Annotated in this window: 15 protein-coding genes; 3 read left to right on the top strand and 12 right to left on the bottom strand. The window is 60.8% G+C overall.

Features of this window, described 5'->3' with window-relative positions:
- Nucleotides 1-137: 137 nt before the first annotated feature.
- Nucleotides 138-1,247, bottom strand: coding sequence for an endonuclease/exonuclease/phosphatase family protein (locus tag ACEUKI_RS03655; RefSeq protein ID WP_251847904.1), 1,110 nt, complete (start codon nt 1,245-1,247; stop codon nt 138-140).
- A gap of 76 nt (nt 1,248-1,323) precedes the next feature.
- On the bottom strand, nt 1,324-2,976 hold the full coding sequence (gene ffh, locus ACEUKI_RS03650) for a signal recognition particle protein (RefSeq protein ID WP_374156513.1): 1,653 nt from the start codon (nt 2,974-2,976) through the stop codon (nt 1,324-1,326).
- A gap of 305 nt (nt 2,977-3,281) precedes the next feature.
- Here ffh and ACEUKI_RS03645 point away from each other — a divergent pair, with 305 nt between their 5' ends.
- Nucleotides 3,282-4,190, top strand: a complete 909-nt coding sequence (locus ACEUKI_RS03645; protein WP_374156512.1) for a cation transporter — start codon at nt 3,282-3,284, stop codon at nt 4,188-4,190.
- Nucleotides 4,191-4,209: 19 nt separating this feature from the next.
- Here the strand turns inward: ACEUKI_RS03645 and cysS are convergent, their stop codons facing one another.
- Nucleotides 4,210-5,859, bottom strand: a complete 1,650-nt coding sequence (gene cysS, locus ACEUKI_RS03640) for a cysteine--tRNA ligase (RefSeq protein WP_374156511.1) — start codon at nt 5,857-5,859, stop codon at nt 4,210-4,212.
- Nucleotides 5,860-6,078: 219 nt separating this feature from the next.
- On the opposite strand from cysS, the gene ACEUKI_RS03635 reads away from it, so the two are divergent.
- Together ACEUKI_RS03635 and ACEUKI_RS03630 are read left to right on the top strand one after the other, a co-directional pair.
- Complete coding sequence (locus ACEUKI_RS03635; RefSeq protein ID WP_179133496.1) at nt 6,079-6,807, top strand: type 1 glutamine amidotransferase; 729 nt, start codon at nt 6,079-6,081, stop codon at nt 6,805-6,807.
- Nucleotides 6,808-6,854: 47 nt separating this feature from the next.
- Nucleotides 6,855-9,131, top strand: coding sequence for an ABC-F family ATP-binding cassette domain-containing protein (locus tag ACEUKI_RS03630; RefSeq protein WP_080785401.1), 2,277 nt, complete (start codon nt 6,855-6,857; stop codon nt 9,129-9,131).
- Nucleotides 9,132-9,183: 52 nt separating this feature from the next.
- On the opposite strand, the gene ACEUKI_RS03625 is transcribed toward ACEUKI_RS03630, so the two are convergent.
- The 9 genes from ACEUKI_RS03625 to coaD all read right to left on the bottom strand — a co-directional run bounded on the left by ACEUKI_RS03625 (nt 9,184) and on the right by coaD (nt 16,017).
- Nucleotides 9,184-9,603: a type II toxin-antitoxin system VapC family toxin gene (locus tag ACEUKI_RS03625; RefSeq protein WP_374156510.1), complete on the bottom strand. Its 420-nt coding sequence runs from the start codon at nt 9,601-9,603 to the stop codon at nt 9,184-9,186.
- A 9-nt stretch (nt 9,604-9,612) separates the two neighbouring features.
- Nucleotides 9,613-9,891, bottom strand: a complete 279-nt coding sequence (locus ACEUKI_RS03620) for an Arc family DNA-binding protein (protein ID WP_007054812.1) — start codon at nt 9,889-9,891, stop codon at nt 9,613-9,615.
- A 154-nt stretch (nt 9,892-10,045) separates the two neighbouring features.
- On the bottom strand, nt 10,046-10,600 hold the full coding sequence (gene ilvN, locus ACEUKI_RS03615; protein WP_013140245.1) for an acetolactate synthase small subunit: 555 nt from the start codon (nt 10,598-10,600) through the stop codon (nt 10,046-10,048).
- 16 nt (nt 10,601-10,616) lie between these two features.
- Entirely contained in the window at nt 10,617-12,584 is a 1,968-nt protein-coding gene (locus tag ACEUKI_RS03610) for an acetolactate synthase large subunit (protein ID WP_080785398.1), read from the bottom strand.
- A gap of 161 nt (nt 12,585-12,745) precedes the next feature.
- Nucleotides 12,746-13,474: a ribonuclease III gene (rnc, locus tag ACEUKI_RS03605; RefSeq protein ID WP_080785397.1), complete on the bottom strand. Its 729-nt coding sequence runs from the start codon at nt 13,472-13,474 to the stop codon at nt 12,746-12,748.
- 152 nt (nt 13,475-13,626) lie between these two features.
- The gene (gene rpmF, locus ACEUKI_RS03600; RefSeq protein WP_007051413.1) at nt 13,627-13,821 is read right to left on the bottom strand and encodes a 50S ribosomal protein L32; all 195 of its coding nucleotides are present in this window, start codon (nt 13,819-13,821) and stop codon (nt 13,627-13,629) included.
- An 88-nt stretch (nt 13,822-13,909) separates the two neighbouring features.
- On the bottom strand, nt 13,910-14,539 hold the full coding sequence (locus ACEUKI_RS03595; protein ID WP_143248042.1) for a DUF177 domain-containing protein: 630 nt from the start codon (nt 14,537-14,539) through the stop codon (nt 13,910-13,912).
- Nucleotides 14,540-14,618: 79 nt separating this feature from the next.
- On the bottom strand, nt 14,619-15,509 hold the full coding sequence (locus ACEUKI_RS03590) for a cell division protein (protein ID WP_374156509.1): 891 nt from the start codon (nt 15,507-15,509) through the stop codon (nt 14,619-14,621).
- A 7-nt stretch (nt 15,510-15,516) separates the two neighbouring features.
- Nucleotides 15,517-16,017 carry a pantetheine-phosphate adenylyltransferase gene (gene coaD / locus ACEUKI_RS03585; protein WP_007051410.1) on the bottom strand — a complete coding sequence of 167 codons (501 nt, stop codon included), beginning with the start codon at nt 16,015-16,017 and terminating at the stop codon, nt 15,517-15,519.
- Nucleotides 16,018-16,103 lie beyond the last annotated feature (86 nt).

Genomic DNA, 16,103 nt, shown 5'->3' with positions numbered 1-16,103 from the left:
GCGGCTCGGGGTGTAGAGGGCGCCACGCGCGCGCGAATAACTGGCCCATTATAGCGCGCAGGGCCGGACTGGGCGTGGCGCCCTGTGGTTGCGGTGTGGTGCGCAACATTCCCGGGAATGTTGCGCGAAAATGCCGGCTATCGCAGTGCAAGCGTTGCGGTCAGGGCCAGATGATCAGTGCCCTCGACCTCAAACGACTTCACGCCGGACGGTTTGAGCCCGGGAGTGAACAGCACGTGATCCAGCTCGATGCGCGGCCACTTGAGCCAGCGCGGGAACGTGAGGTTCGGTCCGGCGGCTTGAATCAGGCTTGCGTCCTTGAATCCGGACTTGAGCAACGCGCGGAAGCTCGGGTGGTCGGTGCTCGAGTTGAGATCGCCCATAACGACGACGATATTGCGATTGCTGACGGATTTTGCACGGGCGAGTTCTCGCAGACCCAGAATGCCGGCCGACCAATCCGCGCAGCCGCGCATCGGCGATTTCGGGTGAGCCGAACAAAGCGTCACCGTGCGATTACCGGAGGTTTTGAGGGTGATGGCGGGAACGTCGGCGGCGGGGATGGAGACCACGTTGGGCACCGCTGCGCTCGGCTCGTAGCGGGAATAGATCACGTTGAATCCGCCATTATCGGTCTCTTTGGCGTCTCCGAACTGATGGTAGGGGAGAAGTTCGTTGATGTCGGCTTCGGTAAGACGTGTGATGAGGTCGTCGGTGACTTCCTGCAAGGCCAATACGCTGATATTGCGTTTGCGAATATTGCGAACGATTTCAGCGGCGTCGGCGCGTCCGTATCGACAATTCATCGTCATAACCGAGAACTGGGGCGAGAGTGTTTCACGCGTTGTTTCACGGTGCCCATCGGGGACTGTTTCGAGCTCTTCCTTCGGAGTGTTTGAGGTGCTCGATGTATTGCTGTTATGGTTTTTTGACAGCGTCGGCGAAGTTGTTTCACGGGCTGTTTCACGGTGGGATTCTCTGCGTTTGCCGGCTGGGTCGATTGACGTACCCCAGTAGTTGATGCGCTGTGAGCTGGCAATCAGCGCGACCACAATAAGCGACGACATCGCAGTCCATTCATGTTGCCATGCGGCAGCCGCGGCCAGAATCATCAAAGGAACCCACAACAGCGGAGTCAGGGCAATCATGTACGGAAGCGGCATGCGGGCCTCGAGACCGGCGGGCAGCGCGCTTAAAGCCGTCCATAACAGTGCGATGATTGCCACCGCGCTGAGGATTGTCGTCATGGAAGTTCCTTTCGAAATATAAATTGAACCGAGATATAACTTGGCTCCCCTCTGCGAGGGGAGCCAAGTTGTGAGATCAGCGACCGAACAGTCCGCCAAGGCCTCCGCCGAGGTTCGGCGGCAGTTCAGTGCCACCGTCGACGTTGCCCATCATCTGTTCAAGGCCAGCGGGCAGGGCCGGGTTCTGTGGCTTCTTGGCGAAGGCGGAACCGCCGGTCGAACCGGAGGACTTGCCGGCCAGCTTGTCGCGCAATGCCTTCTCCTCGGCCTCGCGCTTCATCGGATTGCCGGACTTGCCGCCCTTCTTTTTGTTCTTGCCCTTCTTCTTGCCGCCGCCCATAGCCGGGCCGCCGAAGCCGGGGATGCCGCCGCCCATGCCGCCACGATTGGACATGCGCTTCATCATCTTTGCGGCCTGCTCGAAACGCTGCAGCAAAGCGTTCACCTGAGAAACCGTCACGCCGGAACCATAGGCGATACGGGCGCGGCGGGAACCATTGATAATCGACGGATCGCGGCGCTCGGCCGGGGTCATCGAGCGAATAATCGCCTCGGTGCGGTCGATTTCCCTCTCATCGAACTGCTCGAGTTCCTTGCGGTGCTGGGCCATGCCCGGAATCATGCCGAGCAGCGACTTCATCGAGCCCAGCTTGCGCACCTGCTGCAGCTGATCGAGGAAGTCGTCCAGGCCGAAGGAACCTTCGGAGATTTTCTCGGCGGCCTTGCGGGCCTCTTCCTCATCGAACTGCTTCTGCGCCTGCTCGATGAGCGTCATGATGTCGCCCATGTCGAGGATGCGCGAAGCCATGCGGTCCGGGTGGAAGACCTCGAAGTCCTTCAGGCCCTCACCGTTGGAGGCGAACAGGATCGGCTTGCCGGTCACGGACGCCACGGACAGCGCGGCACCACCGCGGGCGTCGCCATCGAGCTTGGAGAGCACCACGCCGGTGAAGTCCACGCCCTCGTCAAAGGCCTTGGCGGTCTTGACGGCGTCCTGGCCGATCATCGCGTCGATGACGAACAGGATTTCGTTGGGGTGCACGGCATCGCGAATGTCGCGGGCCTGCTTCATCAGCTCCTCGTCCACGCTCAGACGACCGGCGGTATCGATGATCACCGTGTCGTAGAGCTTCTGCTTGGCGAGTTCGATGGAATCGCGGGCCACCTTCACCGGGTCGCCGGAGGTCTGGCCCGGAGCTGCGACGGCCTCGCCGCCATCGGATTGGACGCCCTTTTCGGGAGCATAGACGGGCACGCCGGCGCGTTCGCCGACTACCTGCAGCTGCGTCACCGCGTTCGGACGCTGCAAATCGGCCGCCACCAGCAGCGGCGTGTGGCCGGAATCCTTGAGCCAGTAGCCGAGCTTGCCGGCCAGCGTGGTCTTACCGGCACCCTGAAGGCCGGCGAGCATGATGATCGTCGGCGGGTTCTTCGCGAAGTTCAGCGGACGGTCGACGCCTTGGCCGAGCACGTCGGTGAGCTCCTCGTTGACGATTTTCACCACCTGCTGGGCGGGGTTGAGTGCGTCGGACACCTCGGTGCCCAGTGCACGCTCACGCACCTTGCCGGTGAAGGAACGCACCACGTCGAGCGCCACGTCGGCGTCGAGCAGCGCGCGGCGGATTTCACGGATCGTACCGTCGATATCCGCCTCGGAAAGCTTGCCCTTGCTCTTCAGATGCTTGAACGCATTCGAGAGTCTGTCTGTCAAAGATGAAAAAGCTGCCATAATGGGCAACAGTCTAGCCGCCACGCGGGAAATTGCGGTGTTGGGGACGACGCTTTCCGGGGATTGTGTCGCGTAGTAGTCAGGGATGTTGGGCATTCAGACGGCAAATGCCGTGCCGTCCGCTCGTGGCGAAGCCAATCGAGTGCTTCCGATACCATGGAAATCGTAAAGAATCCTGTGTTTTTTTGGAATGCTTACGCTGTTTTGAAAATCGCTGGACGCCGCTTATACGCAGACTGCCGTGCGCTCCGAACCATGACGTTCGGGCCGACGCAGACATGCCGTGCAATAAGGAAGGCCCACTGATGCCCACCCAAAAACTACTCGAACGCAAAGCCCTGATCGTTGGTATCGTCATCAACGTGCTGCAGGTCTTAGCCGGCATGGCCGTGTTCTTCATGACCGGTCTCAAGGCCATGTTCCTCGACTTCTCCTTCACCGCGATTTCCGTCTTGTCCGGAATGGTGGCGGTGTACCTCTCGTCGCGCACGGTGCGAACCACCGAGCGCTTCCCCAATGGCATGTTCGCACTGGAACCTATCTACGCGATTTGCAAGGCCATTTTCACCATGTCGTTGTTGGTGTATTCGCTGATTGACGTGTGCCGAGTAGCGTACGACTACTTCGTGTTCGGGTCCGGCGAACGCATTGAAACCGGCCCGGTGGTCATCTACGAGATCCTGACCGTAATCGTGTGCTTCAGCCTATACACGTATTACCGGCGCTCCAACCGCTCCATCGGCGATTCCAGCACCATGCTCACCGCCGAGTGCAAGAGCACGTTGGTCGACGGATCGATGTCGTTCGGCATCGGCGTAGTTGCCATCTTCCTGATGCTGCTACCGGCCTGCGGTCCGCTTGACTTCCTGCACTACACCGGCGATTTCTTCATCATCGTGGCTTTGGTGGCATTGACCATCAAGGAGCCGCTCAGCGTGCTCAAAGAGACGTTCGTGGAATTGGTCGGCGGCGTGCATGACGACGATGAAACCAACGCCTACGTGGAGGCCGCGGCACAGCGCCATCTGCCTGCCAACACCGACTACGAGCAGACGCTGATCTTCAAGACCGGTATGAACTACACCGTTGACGTGTATCTGAGCGGCATCGGCGAAACCATTGATGTAGCTGACCTCATCGAATGCAAGCGCTCGCTGGAAAAGGAGCTCACCAAGCGCCTGCACATCGTGGACGTGGACTTCGTGTTTGACTGATATGGCGGGTTCGAAGCGACTACTTCAGACTCCAAGTGGAACCCTGCGGGCCGTCTTCGATGGCGATGCCGGCCTCGGTCAGGGCGTCGCGAATCTGATCGGCCTTGGCGAAGTCCTTGGCCTTGCGAGCTTCGGCACGGGCGTTGAGCTGCTCGGCAATCAGTGCCTCCAGCGCTGCATGCTCGGGCGACTCGGCCGTGCCATCAGCGGCACCGCCGGCAGCGCCGGCGGACACCCACGGCTCGGCCAGCGGGTCGAGACCCAAGGTGTCGAGCATGGCACGCACGGCGAGCAGTGCCTCACGCACCTCGGCCTTGGCGGTTTCGGAATCGGCGCGGTCAGCCAGCTGTGAAAGCAACGTGTTGCCGGAACGGATGGCAGTGAAGATTGCGGCGGTTGCACCAGACACATTGACGTCGTCATTCATGGCTGCCACGAAATCGGCGGGCAAATCGTCGGCGGAGACGGTAGTAACTTCCTCGCGAGAAGGCTGGCCACCCAGCGCCACACCGGCACGCTCGATGAAGTTCGAGACGCGGTCGTATGCGGCCTGCGCCTCGACCAGCGCCTGATCGGACCATTCGAGCATCGACCGGTACTGCACGGAGCCCAGGGCGTAACGCACCACCCAAGCGGAATGCTCAGCCAACACGCTCGGCACGGACAGGCCGGTGCCCAGCGACTTCGACATCTTCTCGCCCTTGGCGGTCACCCATGCCGAATGCATCCAGCGCGCAGCGGAGGGGTAGCCGGCCGCACGGGTCTGCGCCATTTCGTTTTCGTGGTGGGGGAAGCGCAGATCCAAGCCGCCGCCGTGAATGTCGAAGCCATCGCCCAGGTAACGGTGGGACATGGCAGAGCATTCGATGTGCCAGCCAGGGCGACCCACGCCAAACGGTGTCGACCAACGGGCGTCCTCGGGATCGGTGTCCTTCGGAGCCTTCCACAGGGCGAAATCACGCGGATCATGCTTGTCGGGGGAGGCGTCGGCCGGGTCGACCGGATTGTACTTGTCGGCACCGGTGGCGTCCACGGACGGGCCCATGCGGTCGGCCACGGCGGCGGCCTCATCGACTTCGGAGGTCTGCTTCTGGTGGGTGAGTTCGCCGTAATGCGGCCAGGATGCCACATCGAAGTACACGTTGCCGGTGGGCTTGCCGTTCGCATCCGTGACCACATAGCCGTGGCCGTTGTCGAGAATGCGCTGAATCAGGTCGATCATGTCCGACATGTGGCCGGTGGCGCGAGGCTCCACGGTGGGCGGCAGTACGCCGAGCGTGTTGTATGCCTCGGTGAATTCGCGCTCGTAGTAATAGGCGCGGGCCCACCAACTCTGGCCTGCGGCCGCGGCCTTAACGAGAATCTTGTCGTCGATATCGGTCACATTACGCACAAAAGTGACTTTGTAGCCGAGCTTCAAAAACCAGCGGCGCACGATGTCGAACGCCACGGCGGCACGGATATGGCCAATATGCGGTGACGACTGCACAGTCGCGCCACACACATAAATGCCGACTTCGCCCGACTTGAGCGGCACGAAATGGCTGACCTGGTGCGAGGCGGTGTCATACAGATTCAGGCCTTCTGCGGCCTTGGCAACATGCACCGGCGTCAGGCTTGAAGGCATGACGGAAATGTTGAAATCCTGCGGTTCTTGGCTGTTTCCCATAACACTCAAGCGTAGGGTCCGAACCAGACATGCTGAATCGTTACTCGAAGCGCTTGATGAACGCTTCACAGGCGGGGCCCGAACGAGGTGACAGACGGATGAGAAGCAGGACAACAGTCTCGCGAGAACACGTCTTTGACCGCTGCGGAAACTGCGAGATTCATGGATTTGCCCTGCTCGTTACGCAAACGGGGAACGCTCGTGCCACAATAGAAGTCCATGGCCACACCACAAGTGCTCATTTTGCAACATGTCCCATGGGAACGCCCGGGACGCATATTGTCGAACCTCGAGGACATCGGTCTTGAGACGGTGACGATGAATATCGTCGACAAAAAGAAACCGGACTTGCCTGATTTCGGCGAACTGGCTGGCGTGGTAATCATGGGTGGACCTATGGGAGCGCTTGATTACGACAAGTATCCGGGGCTGAAGACGGAAGCCAAGTTGGCGCGTGCCGCCGTGGCTTCAGGCAAGCCGATTCTCGGTGTATGCCTGGGGCATCAGATTATCGCCACTGCGCTTGGTGCGCAGCTGCGCAAGGGCGATGCGCCGGAGATTGGGTTCGCGCCGATCAAGCGTGTGGACAAGCATGACTTCTTCTCCATGTGGGATAAGCAGCTGACGGTGTTGCACTGGCATAACGACGTGGTGGGTTTGCCCGAGGGAGGCCAGCTGCTGGCGCGTTCGTCTTCCACCAAGGTGCAGGCATTCCGACTGGGATCCGCGCTGGGCATGCAGTTCCATCTTGAGGTGTGCGGCTCGCTGCTGGACGAATGGCTGGATGAGCCGAGCATGGTCAAGGATCTCAAGGCCGCGGGTGGGTCCAAGTCCCAATTGCGCGAGCAATTCGCCCAATACGATCAGCTACTGCATCCGCTCGCCGAGCAAGTGTTCTCCGGTTTTGCGGCCCGCTGCAGCTCCTACGCTCAGACGCTGAACGAATAACGTTTGCGGGCCGCCGCTGGGCAAGCGTGGCGCTACATTGGTGAGTCATGCCGACTTATGACATTGGACTGGAACACGTTTCGCTTGCCTTCGCCACCAAAACCATCTTCACCGATGTGACGCAAGGTGTTTTCGAGGGCGACCGCATCGGCATCGTCGGCAAGAACGGCGACGGCAAATCCACGTTGCTGCATCTGTTCCGCGGTGCTCAGGAGCCGGATTCCGGCCGCGTGACGAAGCGCGGCGGACTCACGTTCGGCATGCTTGACCAGCGTGATTCCCTTGATGACAACGCCACCATTCGCGAAGCCGCACTTGAGGGGCGCGCCGACTACGAATGGGCGTCCGATAACACTTCCCGTGAGATCGTCGAGGCATTGCTCGGCGGCATGAGTCTGGATGCCAAGGTCGGCTCCTTGTCCGGCGGTCAGCGTCGCCGCGCCGATTTGGCCCGACTGCTGCTCAAGGATTGGGATATTCTCGCACTTGACGAGCCCACCAACCATCTCGACGTGGTCACTATCCACTGGCTTGCCGAGCATTTGAAGAACCGCTGGTCCAAAGGCCAGGGCGCTCTGTTGCTCGTGACCCACGATCGCTGGTTCTTGGACGAGGTCTGCGAATCGATGTGGGAAGTCCACGATGGCGTGATCGAGCCGTTCGAGGGCGGCTATTCCGCATATATGCTGCAGCGCGTGGAACGCGATCGCCAAGCCGATGTGCGCGAAACCAAGCGCCGCAATCTGGCTCGCAAGGAGCTCGCATGGCTTTCCCGTGGTGCTCGCGCCCGCTCCACCAAGCAGAAGTTCCACGTCAAGACCGCACGCGAATTGATTGCCGATGTGCCGCCGATGCGTAACACACTTGAATTGAAGCAGATGGCCACCTCACGTCTCGGCAAACAGGTGGTCGATTTGGTCGACGTGACGCAGATTTTCGAAAAACCGCAGGGCATGGCCGATATCGACCCGGATGTGGCGGCGCTCTCCGCGTCCGCTTCCCGCATGGATGTGGTCAACGCCATGTACGCCGAGCCGCAGCTGCACGGTTCCGTTGAGGTGGCGGTCACCGACATGACTGACCCGCGCCTGGTGGACGCCAGCGTGCCGGAAGCCGTCGAGGCCGCTGAGGAAGCGCGTAAGAAGGCCGAGGCTGAGAGCGGCAATCCGCAGCTTGCTGACGATCGCGAGGTTCGTCGCATGAACACGGGTGGTGAAACCATCGGCGGTGACACTGCTGCAACGGATTCGGATGATGACACTGCTGCAGCCGGTGTCACCTCGGCTGCACGCAAGGTGACGGTTTCCGGCCGCGAGATTCTTGACGATGTGACTTGGCTGATTGGCCCGGGCGACCGCTTCGGCATCGTCGGTGCGAATGGTGCCGGCAAGTCCACGCTGCTTAAGTTGATTGATGGCACGCTCACCCCGACCGCAGGCCATGTGAACATTGGCAAGACGGTGAAGTTCGCGGTGCTCTCGCAGCGCCTCGATGAGCTGGAGAAGCTCGGCAAGTACAAGATCAAGGAAGTGCTTTCCCGCTATAAGCCGAGCTACATTGTGGATGGCAAGGAAGTGACGCCCGGCCAGCTCATGGAACGGCTCGGCTTCGAATCCGCCCAGCTGATGACGCCGATTCGCGACCTCTCCGGTGGTCAGAAGCGCCGCATGCAACTGCTGCTGATTCTGCTTGACGAGCCGAACGTGCTCATCATGGACGAGCCCGGCAACGATCTGGACACCGATATGCTCGCCGTCATGGAGGATTTGCTCGATACTTGGCCGGGCACGTTGATCGTCGTATCCCACGACCGGTACCTGCTGGAGCGCGTCACCGATCAGCAGTTCGCGCTGATTGGCGGCAAGGTACGCCATCTGCCCGGCGGCGTGCAGGACTACCTCGATATGGTCGAGGCTATTAAGAACGGCAAGGGATTGCCGGCTGACGCGCCTGGCTTCGCGGGCACCGGTAGCAGCTCGGCGAAGTCTGGTAAGGGTAAGGCGGCCGCCGTCAATGCTGCTGCATCTCTCCCTCAGTCCGCTTCGCGGACAGCTCCCTCGTCAGAGGGAGCCAATAACGGTGAGGACTCCACCTCGAAGCTCACCGGCAAGGCCTTCCACGAAGCATCCAAGCGCGTAAACGCCATCGAACGTAAGCTCGCTAAGCTCGAAGAGCAGAAGACCGAACTTGAGGCGCAGATGGCCGCCCATGACCCGAGCGACTACGAGGGTCTCAACAAGCTCAATGAACAACTCACCGCCGTCAATACTGAAAGCGATGATCTCGAAGCCGAATGGCTCGAACTCTCCGAACAATTGGAGTAGCGGGAGAAACCGTAACGTTCACAAGGCCTCGGCAGTTTGCCGGGGCCTCCCGCTATGCAAACTCCCACGGATTAATCAGTTCCACGCCAGTGCCTTCGAAGTCCTTGATATTGCGCGTGGCTATGGCCGCATCCCAGGAACAGGCAATTGCCGCAATCATGGCGTCTTGAATACTGGTAGGTGTGCCCCTGCGTTCGCGTTCGACAAGGATATGGGCATAATCCGCAGCTGCCTGAGTGTCAAATGCGAACGTCCTGTCCTCTAATGTCATAAGCGCCAGCTTGACGGTCGTATCTGTGTACTTTCGTCGTTTGCCTTCAGGCATGCGACATATTCCGGCCAACAACTCGGCGACGGTGATGGCGGTGGTTGCCAAATTGCTCGTATCTTGGTTCCTCAGCCAATTGGCAACGTGTTCGTCTGGCTGTTTCTTGATGATTTCGCTGATGACGTTGGTGTCCAGAATAATCATGGTCGATTCCTATTCAAAAGATACTGGCGGTCGGGAATCGGCGGAATTTCGCTCGGATAGTGGGAGTTCCCCCTTGTCGAGTCCCTCAAAATCCATGTTCTTCATGAATTCGCGGATCTCGTCATAGAAATTGGTCTTTCGCGTGATTTCATGCGCCACCGTGCCAGCCAGCCATTCTTCAAGAATGGATCGCACCTGAGATTCCATGGAGCGGTTGTTTTTCTCAGCCACTTCTTTGAGCTGTTGAATCTGCTCATCTGGTATTTTTCGGATGGTTAATGTTGCCATGATGCACCTCCTTGTTGCTGTCATAATGCTAGCATGAGGTGCTGTCATTTTGCTTGCAGTACGGGTGACGAGGTATGCACGCATGAAAAAGGCGGATATGCATCATGCACATCCGCCTTTTGAGCTTGGACTGGGTCTCCCCGCAGTCGCCGAATCAGCGCCCGGTAACCTCGGAACCGACGACCTTTTCGCTCAGGGCGCGCGGGCCGCGGGTCACGGCTACGGCACCGGAGCGCACCAGCTCGATGACGCCGTAATGCTCCAAAAGCCCCAGCAGGGCGTCGATCTTGCCTTCGGCACCGGTGGCCTCAATGGTCAGCGATTCCGGATTCACGTCCACCACACGCACGCGGAAGAGGCGCACGATCTCCAGCACGTCGGAACGGTTGGATTCGTCGGCGGCCACCTTGATGAGCACCAGTTCGCGTTCCACGGTGGAGTTCGGGTCGAGTTCCACGATTTTGAGCACATGCAGCAGCTTGTTGAGCTGCTTGATGATCTGCTCCAGCGGCACGGCCTCCACGTCGGCGGTCACCGTGACGCGTGAGATGTCCGGACGCTCGGTGGGGGAGACGGACAGCGAGTTGATGTTGAATGCACGGCGGGCGAACAGGCCGGCGATACGCGCCAGCACGCCTGGGCGGTTCTCCACCAGCACGGACAGCGTATGACGCTGGGAACCAGGCTGGGATGCAGGATAGTTAGCCATGAGTGTTCTCCTCTCCTCAGTGCTCGCTCGCAGTGGCAGCGGCGGTCTCGTGCTCGAACACGCCGGTCGCATGCTCGTCCGGACCGGTTCCCGGAGCCGGGGTGCCGCCAGCCAGCGGCTTGATGCCGGGCTTGTACGTCACCTCGTCGTTGGGGACGCCGGCGGCTACCATCGGCCACACCATCGCATCCTTCCACACGCGGAAGTCGATCAGCACCGGGCGGTCGTTGATCTGGTTCGCCTTTTCGATGGCGGCAATCGCCTCTTCCTCGGTGAACGCGCGGATACCCACGCAGCCGTATGCCTCGGCCAATTTGATGAAATCAGGCACTTCGAGCGGCGCATCGCCGTCGGCCAGTGCCGACGCACCATCGGCACCGTGCGCTTCACCATCGAGCAGGTTGGTCTGCGAGTAGTGGTGCTCGTAGAACAGCGTCTGCCACTGACGGACCATGCCGTATACGGAGTTGTTCAGAATCGCGATCTTCACCGGAGCGTGGTCCAGGAACGCGGCGGCCAGCTCCTCAGAGGTCATCTGGAAGGAACCGTCACCATCGATCAGCCACACCGGCTTCTTGCCCTCGAACTCGCGGGCCGAGCCCACGGATGCGCCGATGGCGGCTGGCAGGCCGTAGCCCATCGTGCCGAGGCCTCCGGAGGAGATCCAAGCGTGCTGGTTCTCAAAATCGATGAACTGCGAGGCCCACATCTGGTGCTGGCCCACACCGGTCACCCAGATGGTGGACGGATCGGCCATCTCAGAGAGCTTCTTGATGACCCACTGCGGGGCCAGCGAGCCGTCGGTCGGCTCATCCCACGTCATCGGGTATTCCTCGCGCCAGCCGTCGATCGCCTTCCACCAGGGGGCCAGATTCGGCTTGCCCTGAATGGCCTGCGTGCGCTGGATTTCGGGAATCAAGTCGTCGAGCACGGTAGCCACATCGCCCACGATCGGCACGTCGGGCTGACGGTTCTTGCCGATTTCAGCCGGGTCGATGTCAATGTGAATCACGCGGGCGGTCGGTGCGAAGGCGTCGAGCTTGCCGGTCACACGGTCGTCGAAACGTGCACCGATGGCCACAAGCAGGTCAGCGCGCTGCACGGCGCCGGTTGCGGCAATCGTACCGTGCATGCCCAGCATGCCGAGGTTCTTCGGGTCGGAGTCGGGAATGATGCCGCGTGCGGGCAGGGTCGTGACCACGGGAGCGCCGGTCAGGTCGGCCAAAGCCTTGACCTGTGCGCCGGCGTTGGAGCGGGCGGCGCCGCCACCTACATACAGCACCGGGCGGTACGACTGAGAGAACAGCTTCGCCGCGTCGGACAGCACACGGCCGTGCGCCTTGGTGGTGGGGTTGTAGCCGGGCAGAATCATGCGCTGCGGCCATGAGTAGTACATGTCGCCGGTCTGTGCGGTCTTGGTCAGATCCACGACCACCGGGCCGGGGCGGCCGGTGTTGGCGATGTAGTAAGCCTCGGAAAGCACGCGAGGAATGTCCTGCGCGCGGGTCACGAGGAAGGAGTGCTTGGACACCGGGTAGGTGATGCCCACGATATCCGCCTCCTGGAAGGCATCAGTGCCGATGGCCTGCACGCCCACCTGACCGGTAATCACGACCATGGGCACGGAGTCCATGTTCGCGTCCGCAATGGCCGTGACCACGTTCGTGGCACCCGGGCCGGAAGTCACGATGCACACGCCCACCTTGCCAGTGGCCAGTGCGTAGCCTTCGGCGGCGTGGCCGGCGGCCTGCTCGTGGCGCATAAGCACGAAGCGGAACTTCGTGTTGTCTTTGATCTCGTGGTAGACGGGCAGAATCGCGCCGCCAGGAATGCCGAAGACGTCCTCGACGCCGAGGTCCTCCAGCGAACGAATCAGCGCCTGGGCGCCAGTCATCTTCTCGCCATCGACGATAGTCTGCTTATCGGGGGCCGTGTTGATTTTCGGCACACCGCTGAATGCCTGCAAAGGCGTGGGTAAAGCCATGATTCCTCTCACCTCATAGATTTTGTCGCGAACCTGCCCGACCTTGGGATGGGGGCCGGGTGCCCGCGTGTCTGATTCCAGTCGCTTCCCCGAGACTTGTGGCCCCGACACGACTCGTCGCTCATGTTGGTATTAGTCTATTCGCAAATCCGACAGCGGGCTTACTTAGTCCGCGTCTTGAGCGAGTCCAGTGACTTCCAGCCCGCTTCGGCGGCCGCCAGCTGCGCCTTACGCTTGCTGGAGCCCTTACCGATGCCGATGATGTCGCCGTTCTCGCCCAATGAGACGCGCGCGGTGAAGATCTGCGCGTATTCCGGTCCGGAGACCTCCATATGGTAGACCGGCTCATCCTTGCCGAGGCCGTGCGCCTTGACGGTCAGCGAGGTCTTCCAGTCAAGTGCCGGGCCCTCGGTGGCCACTTCGGCGAGCGTGTCGTCAATAAGCCGGTGAATCACCTTGCGTGCCTCGTCGATGCCGTGTTCCAGGAAGGTCGCGCCGATGAGCGATTCCACGATGTCGCACAGAATGGAGTTCTTCTCCGCGCCGCCCTGCTCGGCTTCCCCGTGACCCAGCAGAATGTAGGGGCCCACCTTGAGCTTGGTTTTGGCGATGGCGCTCAGCGCGTCTTCGGAGACGGCCTTGGCGCGCATCTTGGCCAGTTGCCCCTCGGTCATATCCGGGTGAATGGTGAACAGCGTTTCAGTGGAGACCAATTCGAGCACCGCGTCTCCCAGGAATTCGAGGCGTTCGTAATTGGCCACGCCGGGGTGCTCATGCGAGAAGGAACGGTGGGTGAGTGCCTGCACGAGCAGATCCGGGCTAAGAGTGGTGCCCAACGCTTCAAGAAGCTCGTTGGCCGGCGTCGGCTGCTGTGGGGTTTCATTGCTCATGATTGTTGTATGGTCCTTCACGCGATGGTGATGTGTTGTGTTGTGTTGTGTTGTGTTGTTTGCGATGCGATGGTGTACGTAATGGTGCACTTATGCGAAGGCCCCGCCACCCGTCGATGGCAGGGCCTTCATTCAAGCCGTTATCGCAGGACTCACTTGGTGTGAGCCGGCTGGATGGCGGAGCGGTAGGTGCGGCCGCGGTAGTTACCGCAGCTCGGGCAAGCCATGTGCGGCAGGGCCGGAGCGCCACAGTTCGGGCAGTTCACGGTCGCAGCAGCGGTGGCCTTCCAGTTCGCGCGACGCGAGTGCGTGTTGGCGCGCGAGGTCTTGTACTTAGGCAGTGCCATTTGAGTATCCTCTATTTCGTTCGAACAATTGAGCTTAAGCGTCCGTTATCTTAACGCACGGTTCGTACAAACTTCGTTCAGGCGCGCGTCACTCGGCCTGCTCGCCGTTCTGCTCGGCCTCGAGCCGGGCCTTGAGCCCCGTCAATCCGGCGAAACGGATATCCGTCACATCGTGATGATGTTCGGGATCCTCGTTCAGATCGGCACCGCACTGCGAGCACAGACCCTTGCAGTCCGGTCGGCACAGTGGCTGCAACGGCAGCGATTCGACCAGCGTGTCGCGGATCATCGCCTCGATGTCCGCGAATGCGCCGTTCTCCAGCAGCGGATACGTGTCTTCCGACTCGTCCTCGCCGGCGATGATGTCGATCTCGTCATCCTTCTTGTTCTTGCCGCCCTTGCCGTTGGCCTTGTCCTGACCCGACTCGTACGGGAAGAACACCGTCACATCAACCGGCCAGTCCTCGTCAATCGGCTTCAGGCAGCGCGTGCACTCGCTGACGAATGGCGCGACCAGGCGGCCGGTGAAGATCAGGCCGTCCACAATCGAATCGAACTGCCCGCTCACGTGTACGGGCTCACCTTCCTTGATGCCGACAATGCTGTCGCCAATGCCGGAAGGTGCCGGGAAATCGGCGTCAATCGGCTTGGATTGACCGGCGCGCGAAGCAATCTGCGCTACCGGAATGGCCCACGGGGAATCTTCAACTCGTGCCATGGTATGTTCTTGGTGCCTTTCGTATGTTGGCTGGAGTTATTCGTTACTGGCGTTATTCGCGTTACTGATGTTGCTGGCGTTACTGGGCTTCGGGATAGTCGTTCAGCGTCAGGTGCGGCATCTGTTCGCCGGCCGCGCGCTGGCGCTCTTCCAGCACGTTAAGACCGGCCTGCACATCCTGATTGAGTTTGCCGAGCTGCTGGGACAGCCCTTCCATCACCGTAGTGCAGTACTGGTCCGCGCCATGGGTCAGATGGTCGGCCTTGGTCTGTGCCTGGTCAAGAATCGCGCGCGCTTTCTGCCGTGCAAGCTCGGTGACGTTCTCTTGGCCAGCCAGGAACTGTGCCTGTTCGTTGGCGTCCTTGATCATGTCGGCTGCGCGGCTTTGTGCGGAGGCGACGATGGCGTTGGACTGGGTCTGTGCCGATTCCAGACGGCGCTCGGCCTCGCGCATGAGGGCGGAGGCGCGCTCCAACTGCACCGGCAGCATTTTCTTCAACTCGGAAAGCTGGTCGGTGAATTCGTCGCGGTCAACCTTCACCATGCCGGGGGCGAATATGCTGGACTTCGCTTCGCCCAGTGCCGCCTCGAGCTGGTCGATGATGTCATACACCGTGGTGAATTCCTCGCGGCTCTTGACCGTGGCCGGGTCGTCGTCCGTGGTTTCTCGCAGGTCGGGCATTTCGTTCATGAACGAGGGGCGAATGCCGGCGGTCTGAGCGGTCTGAGCTTGTGCCCGGGTCTGCTGAGCTGCTTGGGCCCGCGCTTTGGCCTGCATCTGTGCCGGAGTAGGGGTAGGCGCGGCGGGCGGCGATCCGGCGAAAACATCGGCCTCTTCGGTGGGTGCCGGCGCGGCTTGCGTAGACGCGGGCGGTTCCGGGGCGGACGGCTCCGGAGTGGACGATGCGGCGTCCGCATTCGGTTTGGTCAGATCGACGTATCCAGTGGGGTGGTCATCGCTCATAGTCATTAGTGCATCAGTCCTTCCGCTGACGTTCCTCGGCCAGGGCATCGGCCAGCATCGGCACGACGCAATCGGGCACCATGCCGGTCACGTCGCCTCCATGGCGGGCCACGTCCTTGACGATGGAACTGGAGATGTGTTCAAGAATCGGATCGGCCGGCAAAAACAGGGTTTCGATGCCAGCGAGCTTGCGATTGACCAGCGCCATGCCGAGCTCGGCTTCATAGTCGCCGTTCTGGCGCAGACCCTTGATGATAACGGTGGCGCCGACCTTCTTGCAGTAGTCGGTGATCAGGCCGTCGGTGGAAGAAACGGTGACGTTCTTGCAACCGGCTTTGTCAAGGGCGCGGCGGATCACGTCGACTCTGGTGGCTTCGGAAAACATCGGTGTTTTCGCGGCGTTGACGGCCACCACCACATGCACCTCGTCGAAAAACCGCGCCGAGCGCTCGATTACATCCAAGTGTCCGGCGGTAACGGGGTCATACGAGCCGGGGCATACTGCGATAGTCATGCTTTATAGCCTACCGCTAGTGGTGTGCTTCGCGCTGCCGAGCGTGCATTGTTGTCGCGTCGGCGTATGAGGCAGTGTGTGCGGTG

Source organism: Bifidobacterium sp. 2450 (genome assembly GCF_041900695.1).
Lineage (GTDB): Bacteria > Actinomycetota > Actinomycetes > Actinomycetales > Bifidobacteriaceae > Bifidobacterium > Bifidobacterium longum.
Note: the sequence above shows the minus strand (reverse complement) of the source record. Positions and strands in the feature narration are given on the sequence as shown.